Consider the following 17255-nt stretch of genomic DNA (forward strand, 5'->3'; position numbering starts at 1 on the left):
TTAAGAGTGAAAAATAAGAAATAGTTAAAAATCAGATAATCAGATTTTTAACAACAATTCTCCAAAATAGTAATGGATATTTTTAAATGAAATAGTGTGGTGGTCCCCGAAGAAAAAAATGGGTAATGGTGCTTGCAAAAGATTTGCTTTTCGGACTGAAAGTCTTATCAACATTTACGTGAAAAGAATAAGTAGAAAATTCAAAAGGCTTAAAATTAAGATGTTTACCATCATGCAAAACATGACAGGACAAACAATTACTATAATTATAGACCTGAGAAGATTTAAATGTTTTTTCCTTTTGGGAAAAATGAAAATCCTTAAGAACTTCACCACTTCCATGGTCGTGGAAATTTTGAGAAAATAAAGCAACGAAAAGATAAACGATCGCAAAAAGCGTCGCTATCATTTTCTTACTCTCTACCTTCCTCAACATTTTACAAAACTATAGATTTTTCAAAGAATAAAAAAATAAGGTGTCAGCCTTTTAATATTTAATTAACGATATTTATATATAAGGTTGCTGATAAATGTTCTGTGCTAAACACTTACATAATTGATAGAGATTTCGTAATTTTGTGCTGAAATTTTTATTTATGAAAGAAAGTGCAGTAAAAAAGATTGTCGTTCTTACTTCTGGGGGAGATGCCCCGGGGATGAACGCAGCCGTGAGAGCGGTAGTTCGTACTGCAAGTCATTATAAAATAGAATGTTACGGAGTTCGTGAGGGTTTTAATGGATTAATTAACAATGATTTCACCAAAATGGGGCCTCGATCTGTAAAAAACATTATTACAGAAGGAGGTACAATACTGAAATCCGCCCGTTCTTTAGAATTTAAAACTGCAGCAGGAAGAAAAAAAGCCTTTGAAAATTGCCAAAAATATGGCATCGACGGTATTGTATGTATTGGTGGAGATGGAACTTTCCGAGGAGCTAAAGTTTTTAATGAAGAGTTTGGCATTAAAGTAATCGGGGTTCCCGGAACGATCGATAACGATATTTTCGGTACTGATAACACCATCGGCTACGATACGGCACTGAATACCGCCATGGAAGCGATTGATAAAATCCGCGATACAGCAACATCACATAACAGAATATTTTTTGTAGAAGTAATGGGGCGCGATGCAGGATTCATTGCCTTAAACAGTGGTTTGGCTACTGGTGCAATTGGTATTTTGATCCCAGAAAGAAAAGACAGTATCGAAGAATTATTCGCCACATTTGAGCGTGCAGAAAAAGCTGGAAAAGCTTCCAGTATCGTCGTAGTCGCGGAAGGTGAAAAATTAGGAAGTATATATGATATTGCAAAAGCAACTCAAGCCGGTTTTCCAGATTATGATATTCGAGTGGCCATACTAGGGCATATTCAGCGAGGTGGATCACCAAGTTGTGCAGATCGTGTCTTGGCAAGCCGTTTAGGATATGGTGCAGTTGTGGGATTAATGGATGGCAAAACCAATATGATGGCAGGATTACAATCGAACAGACTAACTTTCACGTCTATAGAAGAAGCCATTAAAAAACACAATGAACTGGACCAGGATTTATTGAAAATTTCAGAAATACTGGCCATTTAATAATAGAATAAATTTAATTTTAAAATAGAAATTATGTCAACAATCAAAGTAGGAATCAACGGATTCGGTAGAATTGGCCGTCTCGTTTTCAGAGCAATGGCTGAAAGAGAAAACATCGAGGTAGTAGGAATCAACGACCTTATCGATGCCGAATACATGGCTTATATGCTAAAGTATGATTCTGTACACGGCACCTTTAAAGGAGAAGTTTCTGTATCTGGAAACGACTTAGTAGTGAACGGAAAAAAAATCCGAGTAACCGCAGAAAGAGATCCTAACAACTTGAAATGGAACGAAGTTGGTGCAGAATATATCGTAGAATCTACAGGTTTATTCCTTTCTAAAGATGCTGCTCAAGCTCACATTAACGCAGGTGCGAAGAAAGTAATTCTTTCTGCGCCATCGAAAGATGATACACCAATGTTTGTAATGGGTGTGAACCACAAAGAGTTGACAGACGATATTAAAATTTTCTCAAACGCTTCTTGTACAACCAACTGTTTAGCACCAATTGCTAAAGTTATGCATGACAACTTCGGAATTGTAGAAGGTTTAATGACTACAGTTCACGCAACTACTGCAACTCAAAAAACTGTTGACGGACCTTCAGTGAAAGACTGGAGAGGTGGACGTTCTGCTTTGAACAACATCATCCCTTCTTCTACAGGTGCTGCAAAAGCTGTAGGAAAAGTAATTCCTTCATTAAACGGAAAACTAACCGGAATGTCTTTCAGAGTACCAACAGCGGATGTTTCTGTAGTTGACTTAACGGTTAGATTAGAGAAACCAACTTCTTACGAAGAAATCTGTAAAGCGATGAAAGCTGCTTCAGAAGGTGAACTAAAAGGAATTTTAGGTTACACAGAAGATGCGGTAGTTTCTCAGGATTTCGTTGGTGAAAAAAGAACTTCAGTATTCGATAAAGATGCTGGGATCATGTTGTCGCCACAATTCGTGAAAATTGTTTCTTGGTATGACAACGAAATGGGATACTCTAACAAATTAGCTGATTTGTTGGTACATTCTGCTTCTTTGTAGTCAGAAAATTTCAATTGAACTCATCTCATATAAACCTCTCGGAAACGGGAGGTTTTTTTGTACGGTAATTTGGGCAATTCCCTCGCTTCCTCTCCCTAAGTCCCTCTCCAAAAGAGAGGGGACTTACAGCATCACCACTCGGGTCGGGCTATCCGTTGCAATCTTTTTTTCTCAGTCCAGATCTCTCCAAAGGAGAGGAAGCCAACCAAAAAAAAAGGATTTCCACTGCTATCCCTATTGCGGGGCAGTTATAACAAAAACAATCGGCTTAAAATTTGTAGAAAGAAAACGGTAATTAACGCACAGGAATCAGCAAACTACTACAGGGTCAAATGAATTTCCCTTTGCGTTATATTTAAGATTAAAACTTTGTTTTCATTGCGTTAAATAAAATCCACCTTTTACCGAGATTAATAAACTATGACACCAAAATTCCAAAACGCCGTACATTTTAAAAACTACTGGGAAAGAGGTAATGGGAAAGAATTATTAGATTGGGCTCAGATAAAACCAGACATTCAAATTTTTGAAAAATACGCACCGCTTTATCATCAAGTAGATCAACTTGGAGACGAGGCCGTAAAAGACACTTATCTAAAACTTCCTTACAAAGAAGCGAGTGCCATCATCCATAAATACTCAGAAAACAATCTTACTTCGAATGATAACGCACCGCAAAGCGTACATAATCTATTCTTACAACTCCAGAAGGTTCCGGATTGGTTTCATGAAAACTTAGCCAACAAAGGTGCGAGATTTTGTATGCGAACAGGAGCAAACGGTTTAATGATTTTACGAGACTTCACTTTAATGGGTGGTTATGATTTCGCTTACATTAGCAAACCTTTGATCTTGACAGAAGCTTTAAAGAAAGGCGCTGTAAAACGCTTAAAAGACACTTTAGAGTTTTGGATACATGTTACTCGAGAAAATGCTTTACACCCTAATTCTAAAGCATATCAGTTAATCGTTCGCACAAGATTAATGCATTCTTATGCTCGTTTGAAAATTAAAGATAAAAAACACCAATGGAATCACGAAAATTGGGGAGAACCCATCAATTCCTGGGATATGATTGCAACTTATACTGGTTTTTCATTGGTCTTTATGCAAGGACTAAAAAAATTAGGAATCAAAATTTCTGATCAGGAAGAAAAAGGTGTATTTCATCTTTGGAAATATATTGGCTATTTACTCGGAATACCAGAAAATTTTCTGCCAGAAAACCGACAGCAAGCTGTGGAACAATTCTACTGGTGGACTACTTTACAAAACACCGGCGACGATGATTCAACCCAACTCGCTCAGGCTTTACTTCAGGAAAATTTAGACAACACTATTTATAGATATCCTTTTCAACGCACATTGTTGAAAAATTTGCATCAGAGCATGAACTGGTTTCTACTGGACAAAGAAGTCAACGAAAGACTTCAGATTCCAAAACCATCTAAGGCTTATGCTGCTTTTCCTAAAATAGTGGTTCGCGGAAATAAGATTTTTCAAAAAATATACCTGCGAAATGCAGCTCAATATCAAAAATTAGTGATGATGGGTGATATTCAGCAAAGAGAAGTTTTATCTGATTATATCAAACATACCCCGAAAGATTTCCATTACTAAACATCTTGCGGGTATTTCACTTTAAGGAATTAATTATTGAGTAGCCGCAAATTCAATTGCTAAATTCTTACTTTCCGAAATAGCACTCGCATTTTCTAAGAAAAAGTTTTTACCTGCCAGAAGCTCTGTTAGTAAAGTGCGCATTTGTTCTGCTGCAACTTCCGGAAGATGGGATTTTTTCGCTGCTTCTATAACCTGTCGTTTTCCATTCTGCTGAATTTTAGCTAAATCATCTTTACTAAAAAGATTGAAAAACTGTTCTTCAATATTGTAATATTTATAATCAGTTTCGGTGGAAAGGATTTGTGGTGCGGGAAAGTTCAACAATTTTACTTTTCTGTTGACTTCATCAATTTCCCACTGAAATTTCTCAAAATCATAACCTACCAAAACTTTAGCCTGAACGATAACCAATGCTTTCTTTTTTGATGGAATAAAATTAAAAATTTTAGTCGTTTCTTCGTAATTGTAAATTTCATTAAAGTGACCTTCTGCAGAAACTACTTTGAAAACCTTTCTCATGCTTTCCGCAATGGTGTGCGAACTTTCGGTAATTACCACAGGCGCGGCGCTCATCTTATTGGAAGCCAAGTAAGCAATAATGCCACCAAGAAGCAATCCTAAAACCAGCATCACCAAAGTCATCATGGAATTAATCGATTGGCTCTGCGTCATTTGATATAGAAAAAATCCTAGGAAAGCGACGATTAATATTCCTACAGCCCAGAATATAATTTTATATTTTTTAAAGTTCATTTTGTTGTATTTAAGTAAAGATAAGAATTTTCAAAAAAGTATTTTTAAAACTCTTCAAGAGAATATACCTAACCAGTGTTGGTTTAAAATTAAACGCTAATAACTTTATTTCTTCTAAAGAAATTTTGGCGGTAAAATGAGTTCTTCAAATTTACCTTTTACCTCCAATTTTTTATAAAATAGATTTCGCGCCATGATCTTCAGCATCAAATCCTTGTCAAATAATTTCCAGAAAGATTCATTGTGAACTCTTTTTGGTTTTCTAATTTCATCAAAACTCGTTTTCCAGGAATCCGGATTATGATAAAATTCAATAATTCCACAATGCAATGGAATTTCGTCTCGCTCGATCATTCCTTGCGGCAATAGAAAACTAAACTGGTTACAAGGATAATCGCCACAGGAAATCTTATCGTGTTTCAGAAATTTCTCTTTGGTTTTCTGATTTTGATATTGTTTTTTGAAATCATTTTTAAAGTCCGCTTTCGAAAATTTAATTTCTAATTCATGACTGAAACCGTCTTCATTGATAATTAAAATATCAGCTTCCCAATCAGAATGAAAGTGATTCGTCAAAACCAGATCCTTTTCAAAATCACAAAATTTGGAAATATAATTATAGGTTAGTTCTTCTACTTTCAGCATCTTATTTAAAGTTTAAGAAACCAATAAACTACAACCTCGAATATCAGAATGGTCAATTCTTCCTAAGACTTGAAACTGATTTGAATTTATTTCGTCCATAGTTTTGTCATTCTGAGCTTGTCGAAGAATCTCAGAATCCACCAGAATTTTACCCAAATCTTGTGTCGCAATAAAACTACAGGAATGGAGATTTGCTAAATCAATAATGTTGATGGCGCCATTTCTTCCATCATTCACGTAAGAAAAAGGATCTTCGATATTTCTAATGAGAATGCGCATCCAGTTTGGACTTTCATAAATATTTTGACCTAAAGAATAAGCTTGAGAAAGCAATTCAGTCATAGAATATTCTGAGTAAATCTTGTCGGTTCCGAAACCTTTATGAAAAATCGCCAACAACTCATCTTTCGTCATTTCTTGCTTGCGACCTTTCATACCTCCTGTTTCAATAATGATGAGTTCATCTGATGATGTGACGATGTGATGATTGGTTTCTGCGAAATCAAGAAAATCTAAAAGAGCAAAAGAAACCCCGAAAAGAATTACTTTTTTATTCTCCTTTGAAAGTTGATTGAGTAACTCGAATAATTCTTGGTGATTGTAAAGAAAATATCCATTCTCAGGTTTTCCCGATTTCTTCATTAGAAAATCTACCATATATATTAAGGACGAATTTTGTTTTTCAAGATAACTTGGCAACAATCCGAGGAAAATATAGTCTTCTGGATTCCCAATGAATTGCATGAAACTCTTTTCAATACTATCATGATACAATGATTCATCAGCAATCCAATGTTTCGAAAGATTCATCTGAGTTGTTCCAGAACTTTGGAAAAACAAATCTGTCTTTTTATTTTTATCTAAAAGAGTGTGATTTTTAAACATTTCAATCGGTAAAAAAGGAATTTTTTCCACTTCCTGAATTTCGTTTGGACTGATATTTAAATAGTCTACAAACTTTCTGTAAACTTCGATGTTATTATATTGATATTGAAAAGTTTCCAGACATTTCTGCTGGAATTCTGCTTCGGTTTTGATTTGAAAAATACTCTTCATAATAGGTTGCAAAAATACTGATAAATAAGATGAAGAGAAAATGAAAACAGCAAGAATAATAAATCTTGAAGTTGAGAAAATCTTAAAATAGATGTTAGAAAATGTCACTCCTTATCTGTTTAAATGATAATATATGGTGCTGAAAACAATTTCACACCTTCGGTGTTCAGCTGCGGTTATTGATGATATTAGAATAATAACATTCCTTCGGAATTAAGCAAAGGAAGCCTTACAGTATCCAATAAAATTATTTAGTCAGAAATATTTAAACGCCGAATGCATGACATCATTGTAAAACAAAACTCAATTGACATTTGAAACCGTAAAGCAGAAATGATTCTAAAAACCACCTAAAAACACACAAACGTTGAAGCTGTGACATCATTGTAAAACAAAGCTCAAATGACAATCTGGAACCGTAAAGCAGTGAAATGATTCTAAAAACTACCTAAAAAATACAAAAAGCTGAAGGCGTGACATCATTGCAAAACAAAACTCAAGTGTCAATCTGGAACCGTAAAGCAGTGAAATGATTCTAAAAACTATCTAAAAAACACACAAACACCGAAGGTGTGACATCATTGTAAAACAAAACTCAAGCGACATCTGAACCGCGAAGCGGTGAAATAATTATAAAAACTACCTAAAAACACACAACCGTTGAAGGCGTGACATCATTTTAAATCAAAACTCAAGTGACAATCTGGAACCATAAAGCGGTGAAATGATTCTAAAAACAGAACCTAAGGAAACCTAAACCGCGAAGCGGTGAAATAATTCTAAAGAAGTGTCAAATAAAAAAACTTCTCAATACTAAACGTGTGACATGATTTTAAAAAGCAAAACCGAAAGAAAATTGAACCGCAAAGCTATGAAATAAATGTAACCGAAATTTCTGCCAATAATATCTGAACACCGAAGGTGTGAAATGATTATAAGAAAGTTTCAAATAAAAACTCGTCAACGCCGAAGGCGTGACATCATTGTAAAACAAAACTTAAGTGACATCTGAACCGCGAAGCGGTGAAATAATTATAAAAACTACCTAGAAACACACAACCGTCGAAGGCGTGACATCATTATAAAACAAAACTCAAGTGACAATCTGGAACCTTAAAGCGGTGAATTAATTATAAAAACTACCTAAAAACACACAACCGTTGAAGGCGTGACATCATTATAAAACAAAACTCAAATGACAATCTGGAACCGTAAAGCAGTGAAATGATTCTAAAAACTACCTAAAAAATACACAAACGCCGAAGGCGTGACATTATTTTAAAATAGAACCAAATTTAACCGAAACGCGAAGCAGTGAATTGATTCTAGAAACTACTTAAGAAACACCCAAACACCAAAAGCTTAAAATAATTCTAAAAACTACCTAAAAAATACACAAAGGCTGAAGGCGTGACATCATTGCAAAACAAAACTCAAGTGACAATCTGGAACCGTAAAGCAGTGAAATGATTCTAAAAACTATCTAAAAAACACACAAACACCGAAGGTGTGACATCATTGTAAAACAAAACTCAAGTGACAATCTGGAACCTTAAAGCGGTGAATTAATTATAAAAACTACCTAAAAACACACAACCGTTGAAGGCGTGACATCATTATAAAACAAAACTCAAGTGACAATCTGGAACAGTAAAGCAGTGAAATGATTCTAAAAACTACCTAAAACACACAAACGCCGAAGGCGTGACATTATTCTAAAATAGAACCAAAGTTAACCTAAACACGAAGCGGTGAATAAATTCTAAAACAAAACCTAAGGAAACTTAAACCGCAAATCGGTGAAATAACCACAAAAACTACCTAAAAATACACAAACGCCGAAGGCGTGACATCATTGTAAAACAAAACTCAAGCGACATCTGAACCGCAAAGCGGTGAAATGATCCTAAAAACAGAACCTAAGGAAACCTAAACCACGAAGCGGTGAAATAATTATAACATACATTGTATAAGAAAAACACCTCAACGCCGAAGGCGTGAAAGAATTCTTAAACAAGAACGAAAGAAATCTAAATCGTGAAGCGGCTTAATCATTAAAAGCAGGCCTATTCTATTCCTTCTTCATCATAAAACTCAAACAAAAATTCTTCTTTATAATCGATCTTAAACTTCTCCAAAAGCTCTATATATTCTTCTTTAAAACTCTTTTTTTGATGATGCCTTTCCTGATTTAAAATATATCGATAAACATTGTCGATCTGCGACTGAGAATAAGAAAATGCACCGTAACCTTCCTGCCAAGAAAATCGTCCCATTACGAATCGTTTTTCATTAATAAAATTGGTCGTATTATTTTTTACATCTCTCACCAGATCGGAAAGTCTCATGCTTAGCTTTAACCCAATAAAAAGATGAACATGATCTTCAACACCATTAATAATGATACTTTTTTGCCCTTTAGCTTTTACAATCCCGCTCATGTATTTAAAAACTTCATCTCTAAAAGTTTTCTTCAAAAGATTCTCTCTTCCTTTAACGACAAAAACAACTTGAATATAGATTTGAGAAAAGGTTCCGGAGCTCATGATTTTTTCCTTTTAATAGTTCGTCATTAAAAGTACAAAATTTCCAAAAGGAAAGCGGAATTCAAAATTTCGAATTTCGCCTGAAAATTTTAATTGAAGAAAAACCAGTTTTAGTTTCCTCTATACGTTGAGTAACCGTAAGCAGAAAGCGTAATCGGAACGTGATAGCGATCAGCATTTGTAATTTGGAAAACCACTTCAACCCATGGATAAAAACTTTCAGTATTCATTTTTTTGAAATACTCACTGGTATAATAAGTCAGTTTGTAAATCCCTAAGTTTGATTTGTCATTTGGTAAAAAATCAGGAATACGACCGTTTTTGTCGGTTACTTTTTCTTCTACAGAAGTCCAGATTTTTTCAGCGTCATTAAATTTTTCCAGTTTAATCGTAACTCCTGGCGCAGGCATTCCTTTAGAAACGTCAAGAATGTGACTCGATAATTGGTAAGTAACTTCTTTTTTCTGTCCGAAGGCAAATGCAGAGATAAGCACGAAGATAAGTGCGATAAATGAATTTTTCATGATGATAATCTAGATTGTTGTTTGAAGTAATTTTAACCGAAAATGATATTGATTTCACGTCGATTCTCTTACTCAACAATAGTGCCTAAACTTTTTAATTTTCAAACGATTTTAGCTCAAATTCATTACCGAATTCACCATAAGTGAAATAGGAAATCCAGTCACCTAGGTTGATATACTTTGCTTTTCCATTTTCTAAATCTAAGACCATAGGTAAGTGTCTATGACCGTAAACGAAATAATCTATTTTCTCTGTTTTGAGTTTTTCTTTAGAATAAATAATTAAAAATTCTTTGTCTTCCCCTAAGAACTCTTTGTCCTCTTCACCAGAAATCATCTTGTTTTTGGTGGACGCATAGATCGCAATTTTCATAGCAATATCGGGGTGCAACCATTTGAAAGCCCATTGTGCCAAAGGATTAGTAAAGACTTTTTTCATTCTTTTATATCCTTTATCACCAGGACCTAAACCGTCTCCATGAGCGAGTAGAAAATTGTTTCCGTTGATCTCAAAATACTGTTTGTCGAAAAAAACCTTGCATCCTATTTCTTCTTCGAAATAGTTTTTCATCCACAGATCATGATTTCCGACGAACATAAAAAGTTCAATTCCTGAATCTTTCAACTCTGCTAATTTTCCTAAAACCCGAACATAACCTTTTGGAATGACGTGATTCCACTCATGCCAAAAATCGAAGAGATCGCCCATCAAAAATAAAACCTGAGCATCAGCTTTTATTTCGTCCAGCCAACGGATGAATTTCTCTTCGCGAACTTTACTTTCTTTCGGCGTTGGTGCACCAAAATGTTGATCAGAAGCGAAATAGACTTTTTTATTTTGTTCTAAATTGATTTTCATATTGAAAGGCAATAGGTAGTAGATTTTAAGTTTCGGATGATAAATATAAAATTTGAAGTAATAATTATCAAATTATCTCATCGACAAATTTTCAAATTAAACTTGATCTTCTGCAAACCATTCTCCGTAAGAGTTCTCGGTTTCGTGAAGTTTCAGATAAGCCAAACTTACTGTTTCTGGTAGTTGCTTTTTTATTTTAGTTGCAATGTCGTACAACATATTTTCGCACGTCGGTTGGTAATCGCAATAAATGACTTTGTGACCTTGATTTTCTAAGTCTTCACCCAATTGTTTATGCGGTGAAGTTCCATTCAGCATGACGGCATGATCCCAAACATCGAGGATTTCTGATTTTACAATTTTTTTGATGTCGCCAAAATCTACCACCATTCCGTTTTTTGGATGGTCTAAATCATTGATCGGATTTCCTTTTACCGTAACAAATAATTTGTAGGAATGTCCGTGCATATTTTTGCATTTGCCATCGTAATTGTAGAGAACGTGAGCGGTTTCGAAAGTGAAAATTTTGGTGATTCGTATCATGGTGCAAAGATAAAGAAAGTTTCAACTTTTATGATTAATTCGGTGATTAGGTTTTTAACGCAATGACGCAAAGAAATTATTTTTAAAGCGTTCTACAATTACGGTCGCAAAGGCGCTTCGCTTAGCAAAGGACAACACATTTTTTTTATTTTTCAAGTTTTTATAAAGATTGCGATATTACGTGAGCGATTGCAATGGAAATCCTTTTTTGTCTCAAAAAAGATTGACTCAAATATTTATATTTTTTATTTGAATCGTCGAAACTCGTTCCTCGTTTGCAACGGAAAGCGTGCTCTTTTAACGGAGGGCAAAGCAGTAGTGAAAGACACGCCCACAAAAAAAATCCCTCTCAAAAAATGGGAAGGAAATTCTAACAATTTAAAAATATAGAGAATCTGTGTTTTTAATTAATGAAACTGTTCTGCTTCAGTTGAACCAGCCAACGCATTTGTGGAAGATTTACCAGCCGTTACGACAGTTTGAACTTCATCAAAATAAGAAGTTCCGACAAAACTTTGGTGTTTCACCGCGCGGAAACCTTTGGATTGCAATGCAAACTCTCTTTCCTGCAATTCGCTGTAACCCGCCATTCCTCTTTCTTTGTAAGCCAAAGCCAATTCGAACATTGAAGTATTTAGAGCATGGAAGCCAGCCAATGTGATGAATTGGAATTTGTAACCCATTGCCGCTAATTCTTCACGGAAGGTCTCCATTTCGGGAACAGACAATTTCGCAGCCCAGTTGAAAGAAGGTGAACAGTTATACGCTAACATTTTTCCCGGGAATTTTGCATGAATTCCTTCTGCGAATTTTCTCGCATAATCCAAATCGGGATTTGAAGTTTCCATCCAGATCAAATCAGCGTAAGGCGCATAAGCCAAACCTCTGTCGATTCCCTGCTCTACCCCATTGTTTACTTCATAGAAACCTTCTGTTGTTCTTTTTCCAGTCACGAATTTATGGTCTCTCTCATCGATATCTGAAGTCAATAAATCTGCAGCATCAGCATCGGTTCTTGCTACCAAAACGGTAGGAACTCCGCAAACATCGGCTGCTAAACGTGCAGCAACTAATTTATTAATCGCTTCTTGAGTTGGAACTAAAACCTTTCCACCTAAATGACCACATTTTTTAGCAGAAGACAATTGATCTTCGAAGTGAACTCCTGCTGCTCCAGCTTCAATCATTTGTTTCATCAATTCAAAAGCGTTTAAGTTTCCACCAAAACCTGCTTCGGCATCAGCAACAATTGGAACTAAGTATTCTTTACGATTAGCTTCCTCTACATTATTTACAGTTTGAATTTGATCTGCACGCAACAACGCATTATTGATTCTTTTCACCACAGAAGGAACTGAATTCGCAGGATACAAACTTTGGTCGGGATACATTTCACCACTCAAATTCGCATCGGCTGCAACTTGCCAACCTGAAAGATATATTGCTTCTAAACCCGCATCAACTTCCTGTACGGCTTGGTTTCCGGTTAGGGCTCCCAATCCTGCTACGAAATCCTGATTGTTTAACTTATCCCATAATTTCTCCGACATTAATTTAGCGATCGTGTAATCTAGTTTATAAGATCCTCGAAGTTTCAGTACTTTTTCTGCGGAATAAGGTCTTTTGATACCATTCCATCTTGGGCTTTCTAACCATTCTTTTTCCAGTTGCTGGATTTGTTCTTGCTTGTTCATATTTTAAGGTTTTAGATTGTGGGTTTTAGGTTCTAGGTTTTAGAGTATATCTCAACGCAATCCCGATAGCCATCGAAACGCAAAGATTTTTTTTAATAAACTTCTGAAATTACCTTTGCAAAGGCGTTATCATTTAGCGAAGGGTAATTGTTCATTCACCTTTTTTAGACTTTTGCCTTGCTTTTAATCCTGCTCTTTTGTGACTTTTATGGTTGAAAAACTCCATGATTTTTTCTATTGTTTTAGAGATTGGGACAAGTCGCGACTAAACTCCACTTGTCTCTTTTTACTTTTTACTTGGCTCTTATAAGAATTGATACGCCTTCAAAGTCAGGAATTCTGCGAAATTATCATTGAGAATAAGATCATCAAAAAGTTCAGTTGCTAATTGGAATTTTCCATTGTTGTAACGTTCTTCACCCACATGATTTTTGATTTTCTCTAATTCTTCTTCTTGCCAATGTAAAACCATTTCGGGCATTAAGGTTCTTCCATCTTCCAATTTCGCTTCGTTTTTTAGCCATTGCCAAATTTGAGTTCTGGAGATTTCTGCCGTTGCAGCATCTTCCATTAAATTATATAAGGCTGCTGCTCCAACTCCCATTAGCCAAGATTCGATGTAAAGAATTCCGACATTGATATTTTTTCTGACACCGTTTTCAGTGATCGTTCCTTTTGGAATTTCAAGTAGGTTTTCTTCTGATATATGGTAGTCTTCGAATTTTTGATCAATTTGATTTGATGTCGGCATAAATTCATCGAAGATTTTCTTTGCGACAGAAACTAATCCTGGATGCGCAACCCAAGTTCCATCGTGACCGTTTTTAACTTCTCTTTCTTTATCGGCACGAACTTTAGCATAAGCGATCTCGTTTTCTGCTTCGTTATTTTTAACAGGAATTTGTGCGGCCATTCCGCCCATGGCGTGAACATTTCTCTTGTGACAAACTTGAATCACTCTTTTGGAATAGGCACTCATAAACGGAGAAGTCATGGTTACTTGATCTCTATCTGGAACAAGAAATTCTGGTAGATTTCTGAATTTTTTGATGTAGGAAAAAATATAATCCCATCGTCCGCAATTCAGACCAGAACTGTGTTCTTTTAATTCATATAAAATTTCATCGAGTTGGAAAGCAGCTGTGATTGTTTCAATTAAAACCGTTGCTTTTATTGTTCCTTGTTGAATTTCTAAATAATCCTGAGAGAATTTAAAAACATCGTTCCACCATTTTGCTTCCTGATAATATTCTAATTTTGGCAAATAAAAATAAGGTCCGCTTCCGTTCTCCAATAGTTGTTTAGCATTTCTAAAGAAGTAGATTCCAAAATCAATTAGAGACGCAGATGCCTTTTCACCATTAAATTCAATATTTTTCTCCTCTAAATGTAAACCTCGCGGACGAACCAAAAGCGTTGTTAAGTTTTCACCCAATTCATATTTTTTTCCATTCTCATTTTCAAAACTGATGGTTCTGTTAATCGCATCTGAAAGGTTTCTTTGTCCATCCATACAATTTTTCCAAGTCGGAGAATTGCTGTCTTCAAAATCTGCCATAAAAGTTGATGAGCCAGAATTCAGAGCATTGATCACCATTTTTCTTTCTACAGGTCCTGTAATTTCGACACGGCGATCAAGTAAATCTTTTGGCAAAGGATTACAAACCCAATTTCCATTTCTAATATCTTCAGTTTCAGGATAAAATTTCGGAAGTTGACGATGATCAAACTCGATTTGTTTCATTGTTCTGAACTGAAGAAGGCCAATTCTTTCATTATTAAATTTCACATGAAGTTCCATTAAGAAAGTCATTAATTCTGCAGTAAAAATATCGCTGTATTGTTCTTCGGGTATTATCTGAAATTGTGCTGCCGTTTCCATTTTGTATAAACTTTAATGATTTGGTGAGACAAACATAAGCAAAAAACTTTCACTAATAGCGAACGTTCGCCAAATTTATTCAAAATTTATTATGCGAACAATCGCTTATTTTTATTTACCTTTGTATCCATCGGATTCTACATCCTATTTAGAAATATTATAAATTAATTTTGATTAATGACAAGCGACAGTGATTTTATAAAAACGGTTTTCGGATTGAAAATGAAGCAGTTCCGACAGAGGAAAAGTTTTTCATTGCAGGATCTTGCCAATGCGACAGGAGTTTCTAAATCTTATTTGAACGAAATTGAAAACGGAAAGAAATACCCAAAACATGATAAAATCGCTCAACTCGCAGAAGCATTGAATTGCAGTTACGATGATTTAGTTTCCACAAAACTGGATAAAAATCTAGCACCGATTACCGAGATTTTACAATCTGATTTTTTCAAAGAAATTCCACTTGATCTTTTTGGAATTAACAAGAACAACCTCATCAGTATTATCAGTGATGCTCCGAAAAAAGTAACGGCTTTTATCAATACTTTAATTGAAATTTCGAAGAATTATAATTTAAGTAAAGAGCGTTTTTACTTCGCCGTGATTAGAAGCTTTCAAGAATTACATGATAATTATTTTCCAGAAATTGAAGAGAAAGCAACCAATTATATTCTCGAAAACAATTTGTCGCTCAAGCCTCATTCTGCAGAATTTGAACTCATTTTGAAAAATCAATTTGAATATGAAATAAAGTCATTGGATCTTGAACAATATGGCGCCTCAGGAAAATTACGGTCGCTTTATATTCCTGAAAAGAAACTGCTTTTACTCAATGAACTTTTAGATGAAGACCAGAAAACTTTTATTCTTGCGAAAGAAATCGGCTTCAATATTCTAAATTTAAATCCTCGTCCAAACACTTATTCCTGGCTGGATTTTACCAGTTTTGAGGAATTGTTGAATAACTATTATGCTTCTTATTTCGCTGGATGTTTGTTGATTCGCAAAGAGATCCTAACCAATCAATTGAGTGATTTTTTCCAAAACCCTGAATGGAATCCAGAACTTTTTGAAAATTTAATTGAAGAATTCACCAACTCTCCAGAAACTTTCTATTATCGGTTAACGAATGTTTTACCACAGGAATTAGGCATCAAAGATCTGTTCTATCTCTGTTTCACCAAAAAGAAAAACTCAGATAAAATTCAGATCTTAAAAGAATTACACCTAAATCAGCAACAAGCGCCACACGCAAACGCAACGAACGAGCATTATTGCAGACGATGGATTGCGGTAAAAAACCTGACTAATTTAAAAGGAAACGAAAAAGTTACCGACGCGCAAATCTCTCATTATAAAGATAGTGGCCTAACTTATTTGGTGATTTCAACCTCTCAGAGAAATCCGTTTTCCGATGGAACGAATAGAAGTTATTGTTTAGGAATTTTACTGAATTCAAATTCTTTAAAGAAAATTAAATTTGCCAAAAGTGACCAGATCAAAACAGTGAATGTTGGCGTGACTTGTGAATTTTGCAGCATTCCAGATTGTGAAGTTCGGCAAGCTCCACCTTTAAGATTAGAAAAGGAAATCTTTAATGAGAATATGAAAAAATCGATTCAGATGATTCGAAAAGAAATACTTTAGAATACTTTAAACACCACAAATTTCTATTAACCCCAAAGTCACATAAGATGGCTAATTAATGCAAGTTCACAAAGTGGAAATCTAGAGATTTTCTGTGGTTTTTCGAAATGATTGCTTGAAAATATCTTTAATTTTCACTAATAAAGACTTTTGTGACTTTGTGGTTTTATAAAAACTAAATCGTAACTTTCATTAAACAAATGATAAATGCTCTTACTCGATTTACTTTTCCCCAACCGCTGTTTGGAATGCAACCGCATTATTCATCACGATGAAGTGGTTTGTGAATTGTGTTTTGATCAAATTCATTTTACTCATCATCACTATGCCGAAAACAATCTTTTGACTGAAAAATGCCGTTTACTTTTTCCAGTTGAAAATACTTTTGCTTTAATGCAGTTTGAAGAAGATAGTACAAGTCAGAAAATAATTCATCAACTAAAATATGGTGGACGCCAGAAAATTGGAAAAATAGTCGCAAAGTGGACTTTAGACAATTTAGATTTTAATCATGCGAAACCCGATCTTTTAGTAACCGTTCCACTTCATTCCAAAAAACAGAAAGAACGAGGATATAATCAGTTGCATCTCTTTGCTGATACTGTTTCAGAACAAATAAAAATAAAGTGCGATCATACTTTGATTAAACGCAATTTCTACAAAAAAGCACAAGCGCAAAAAAATCGGGAGCAAAGAGTTTTTAAAGAGAATCTTTTTTCAATCACCAAAAGCATTTCAAATCAGCATATTTTATTGATTGATGATGTTTTCACGACTGGAAACACAATGAGCGCTGTAGCCTGGCAAATTTTGAAAGCGGGAAATAATAAGGTGAGTATTTTGGTAATGGCGATGGATTAAT

The 17255-nt window shown here is 34.9% G+C and carries 15 protein-coding genes; 5 read left to right on the plus strand and 10 right to left on the minus strand.

From position 1 onward, the window contains the following. Positions 1 to 82: 82 nt before the first annotated feature. Positions 83 to 409: a hypothetical protein gene (locus tag FNJ88_RS02140; RefSeq protein ID WP_143851520.1), complete on the minus strand. Its 327-nt coding sequence runs from the start codon at positions 407 to 409 to the stop codon at positions 83 to 85. Between the two features lie 187 nt (positions 410 to 596). On the opposite strand from FNJ88_RS02140, the gene pfkA reads away from it, so the two are divergent. The 3 genes from pfkA (at position 597) to FNJ88_RS02155 (ending at position 4241) form a co-directional block, all read left to right on the plus strand. Then, complete coding sequence (pfkA, locus tag FNJ88_RS02145; RefSeq protein WP_143851521.1) at positions 597 to 1583, plus strand: 6-phosphofructokinase; 987 nt, start codon at positions 597 to 599, stop codon at positions 1581 to 1583. Positions 1584 to 1616: 33 nt separating this feature from the next. After that, positions 1617 to 2621 (plus strand): type I glyceraldehyde-3-phosphate dehydrogenase, encoded by a 1005-nt coding sequence (gene gap / locus FNJ88_RS02150; RefSeq protein ID WP_143851522.1) that lies wholly within the window; start codon positions 1617 to 1619, stop codon positions 2619 to 2621. Between the two features lie 810 nt (positions 2622 to 3431). Further along, complete coding sequence (locus tag FNJ88_RS02155; protein WP_410495257.1) at positions 3432 to 4241, plus strand: oxygenase MpaB family protein; 810 nt, start codon at positions 3432 to 3434, stop codon at positions 4239 to 4241. 33 nt (positions 4242 to 4274) lie between these two features. Here FNJ88_RS02155 and FNJ88_RS02160 read toward each other — a convergent pair whose 3' ends face one another. The 9 genes from FNJ88_RS02160 to aceB form a co-directional block, all read right to left on the minus strand. Further along, a complete protein-coding gene (locus tag FNJ88_RS02160) occupies positions 4275 to 4997 on the minus strand; it encodes a DUF4230 domain-containing protein (RefSeq protein ID WP_143851524.1) in 723 nt (240 codons plus the stop codon). Positions 4998 to 5111: 114 nt separating this feature from the next. Continuing rightward, entirely contained in the window at positions 5112 to 5642 is a 531-nt protein-coding gene (locus FNJ88_RS02165; protein ID WP_143851525.1) for a hypothetical protein, read from the minus strand. A gap of 12 nt (positions 5643 to 5654) precedes the next feature. Beyond that, a complete protein-coding gene (locus tag FNJ88_RS02170) occupies positions 5655 to 6698 on the minus strand; it encodes an acyl transferase (RefSeq protein ID WP_143851526.1) in 1044 nt (347 codons plus the stop codon). A gap of 2066 nt (positions 6699 to 8764) precedes the next feature. Further along, entirely contained in the window at positions 8765 to 9244 is a 480-nt protein-coding gene (gene tnpA, locus FNJ88_RS02175; RefSeq protein ID WP_143851527.1) for an IS200/IS605 family transposase, read from the minus strand. Between the two features lie 110 nt (positions 9245 to 9354). Continuing rightward, positions 9355 to 9768: a hydroxyisourate hydrolase gene (uraH, locus tag FNJ88_RS02180; protein WP_143851528.1), complete on the minus strand. Its 414-nt coding sequence runs from the start codon at positions 9766 to 9768 to the stop codon at positions 9355 to 9357. Positions 9769 to 9862: 94 nt separating this feature from the next. Next, complete coding sequence (locus tag FNJ88_RS02185; RefSeq protein ID WP_143851529.1) at positions 9863 to 10627, minus strand: UDP-2,3-diacylglucosamine diphosphatase; 765 nt, start codon at positions 10625 to 10627, stop codon at positions 9863 to 9865. Positions 10628 to 10723: 96 nt separating this feature from the next. Next, the gene (locus tag FNJ88_RS02190) at positions 10724 to 11170 is read right to left on the minus strand and encodes a 6-pyruvoyl trahydropterin synthase family protein (protein WP_143851530.1); all 447 of its coding nucleotides are present in this window, start codon (positions 11168 to 11170) and stop codon (positions 10724 to 10726) included. A 407-nt stretch (positions 11171 to 11577) separates the two neighbouring features. Beyond that, positions 11578 to 12864: an isocitrate lyase gene (gene aceA / locus FNJ88_RS02195; RefSeq protein WP_143851531.1), complete on the minus strand. Its 1287-nt coding sequence runs from the start codon at positions 12862 to 12864 to the stop codon at positions 11578 to 11580. 304 nt (positions 12865 to 13168) lie between these two features. After that, positions 13169 to 14746 (minus strand): malate synthase A, encoded by a 1578-nt coding sequence (gene aceB, locus FNJ88_RS02200; protein ID WP_143851532.1) that lies wholly within the window; start codon positions 14744 to 14746, stop codon positions 13169 to 13171. Between the two features lie 177 nt (positions 14747 to 14923). Between aceB and FNJ88_RS02205 the strand changes: the two genes are divergently transcribed. Then, a complete protein-coding gene (locus FNJ88_RS02205; RefSeq protein ID WP_143851533.1) occupies positions 14924 to 16393 on the plus strand; it encodes a helix-turn-helix domain-containing protein in 1470 nt (489 codons plus the stop codon). A gap of 207 nt (positions 16394 to 16600) precedes the next feature. After that, positions 16601 to 17254 carry a ComF family protein gene (locus tag FNJ88_RS02210; RefSeq protein WP_143851534.1) on the plus strand — a complete coding sequence of 218 codons (654 nt, stop codon included), beginning with the start codon at positions 16601 to 16603 and terminating at the stop codon, positions 17252 to 17254. The last annotated feature ends 1 nt before the right edge of the window (position 17255 follow it).

Source organism: Chryseobacterium sp. SNU WT5, from assembly GCF_007362475.1.
Classification (GTDB): domain Bacteria; phylum Bacteroidota; class Bacteroidia; order Flavobacteriales; family Weeksellaceae; genus Kaistella.